The sequence below is a fragment of the Rhodococcus kronopolitis genome, from assembly GCF_042654025.1.
GTDB classification, from domain to species: Bacteria; Actinomycetota; Actinomycetes; order Mycobacteriales; family Mycobacteriaceae; genus Rhodococcus_G; species Rhodococcus_G kronopolitis.
In genome coordinates, this window is record NZ_JBHSFO010000013.1 from 1 (window position 1) to 2924 (window position 2924).

A 2924-nucleotide genomic window follows, 5' to 3' on the forward strand; every position below is an offset into this window, starting at 1 on the left:
GTCCGCGTCAACCGACGCGTCCGCCGCCGGAACCACATAGGCAACCAGGTGATCGCCGGTCGCCGTCGGCACCACCAGGACCGCTGCCTGCAGCACCGAGTCGTGCGCCAGCACTGCGGTCTCGATCTCGCCGAGCTCGATCCGCTGACCCCGGAACTTCACCTGGAAGTCGGTGCGCCCGATGTAGCTCAGCTCACCAACCGCACTCCAGGTGACCAGGTCACCGGTGCGGTACATCCGTTCACCGGTCACCGAGAACGGGTTCGCCACGAACCGATCCGACGTCAGATCCACCCGGCCGAAGTATCCGCGGGCGAGCTGGTCGCCGGCCAGGTACAACTCGCCGGGCACCCCCACCGACACCGGATGCAACCGCGAATCCAGCACGAACACACGTGAATTCCACTCCGGCCGACCAATGGTGACCGGGCCGGGATCCGTCGCATCCGTGACATCGGCATAGGTGACCGTGATCGCCGCCTCGGTCGGCCCGTACAGGTTGTGCACCCGGGCCGCACTGACACCGGCGAACGCCCGCACCGCCTCCGAGGGCAGTGCCTCACCTGCAACGAACACGTGCCGCAGCGACGTCAACTCCGTCGCAGGCACCGCGGCCGCGAACACCGTCAGCATCGACGGCACGAAGTCGGTCACCGTCACGCCATGCGCCCGGATCACCCCCGCGAGGTACACCGGATCCCGGTGCCCGTCCGGTGTGGCCACGATCAGCTGAGCACCGACGCGCAGCGGCATGAACCAACCCCACAGCGACACGTCGAACGTCGTCGCCGTCTTCTGCAGGTACACATCCGAGGAATCCAGCAGGTACTCGCCCTGCATCCACTCCATCTGGTTGACGATCGCGCCGTGGCTGACCGCAACGCCCTTCGGCTTGCCCGTCGACCCGGACGTGAAGAGCACGTACGCCGGATGCTGCGGGCGCAGGGGAGAGATTCGCTCGGAATCCGTGATCGGCGCATCGTCCACACCGCCGAGGTCGAGCCGGTCCAGCAGCAGGACAGACCTCTCCCCCGCGGCCTCGAAACCGTCTCGAACCGTCGACAACACGGCAACCGGCCGCGCCGTGTCGAGGATGTGCCCGATCCGATCCGCCGGATGATCCGGGTCGACGGGCACGTACGCACCACCCGCCTCGAGCACCGCATAGATCCCGACCACCAGATCCAGCGAACGCCGAAGCGCCAACGCCACCAACGACTCCGGACCGACACCGACACCGATCAGATGACGGGCCAGGCGGTTCACCCGAGATGCGAACTCACCGTATGTCAGCGACTCACCCTCGAACACGACCGCAGTCGCGTCAGGGGTCACGGCGACCTGACGCCGGAACCCATCGAGCAACAATCCGCCCGCCGGCAGCGCATGGGTCGTCTCGTTCCAGGATGCGAGCGTCAACTCCCGTTCGCCGCCGTCGAGCAGGTCGATGTCACCGACCACCACCTCGGCATCCGCGACCACCGCAGACAGCACATCGGTGAACCGCCGACCGAACGCAACCACCGTCGCCTCGTCGAACAGATCGGTGGCAAAGGTGATACCACCCGACATGCCGGCCGGGGTGCCGTCCTCGTCGATGGCCTCGACCAGGCTCACCTGCAGGTCGAACTTCGCCGGGTGCTCGTCGAGCTCGACCCCAGCCACGGTGAGGCCACTGAGTTCGAGCTCGGTCCGCCTCATGTTCTCCAGCGCGAGCGCAACCTGGAACAGCGGGTGCCGGGCCTGCGAGCGGGCCGGGTTGAGCACCTCGACCAGCCGCTCGAACGGCACATCCGCATGCCCGAACGCGGCGAGGTCACCCTCGCGTGCCTGCCCGAGCAGGTCGGTGAAGGCGGTTCCCGACTCCACCTGGAGACGAAGCACCAAAGTGTTGACGAACATGCCGACCAGCTCGTCCAGCGCCACCTCGCCACGGCCGGCAATCGGGGTACCGATTGCGATGTCGGAGGTACCCGACAGCCGGGACAACAGGACCGCCAGAGCCGAGTGCAGCACCATGAACAGTGTGGAGTTGTGCTTACGGGCCAGCTCGCTCAGCGACGCGTGCAGTTCGGCACCGATCGTGAGATCGACCAGTCCGCCACGGTCCGTGGCGACGAGCGGACGCGGGCGGTCGGACGGCAGATCCAGCTGCTCCGGCAACCCGGCCAGCTGCTGCGACCAGTAGTCCACCTGGCGCGAGATCAGCGAGTCCTGATCGTCCTCCGAACCCAGCACCTCCCGCTGCCACAACGTGTAGTCCGCGTACTGAACCGGCAGCTGCGCCCAGGTGGGTGCCTCGCCCGCGCTGCGTGCCGCGTACGCCACCATCACGTCGCGGGTCAGCGGGCCCATCGAGAACGCGTCGCCTGCGATGTGGTGCACGACCATGACCAGCACGTACTCGTCGGTGCTGTCGACGCGGAAGAGCCTGGCGCGCAGGGGAACCCCGATGGTGACGTCGAAGCCGGCCCGAACCGTGGCAGCTGCACGTTCGGTCAGCTCCTCGACCGTCACGGACTCGGGTGTCAGGTCGATCGCCGCCGAGGTCGCGGGGAGCACCACCTGGTGTCCGGTGCCGTCGACCTCGGGGTAGACGGTGCGCAGCACCTCATGTCGCGCGACCACGTCACCGACGGCCGCCTGGAGGGCAGCGACGTCGAGGGCCCCGGTCATCCGGACCGCGATCGGGATGTTGTTCGCGGCGGATACCGTGTCGAAACGGTTCAGGAACCACATCCGAGACTGCGCCAACGACAACGGAATCCGCTCCGGACGCGGGCCTGCAACAAGTGCCACCCGTCCACCCGCACCGACCTGCGACTCCACCCGAGCCGCCAACGCCGCCACCGTCGACACCTCGAACAACTCACGCACCGCGACCCGCGCGTCCAACGCAGCACCCAACCGCGCCGCCACCTGCA

1 protein-coding gene is annotated in these 2924 nt (G+C 67.7%); it reads right to left on the bottom strand.

What is annotated here, in order from left to right; genetic code table 11:
* On the bottom strand, positions 1-2924 hold a 2924-nt coding region (locus ACFO6S_RS18665; RefSeq protein WP_378419475.1), incomplete at both ends, for a non-ribosomal peptide synthetase.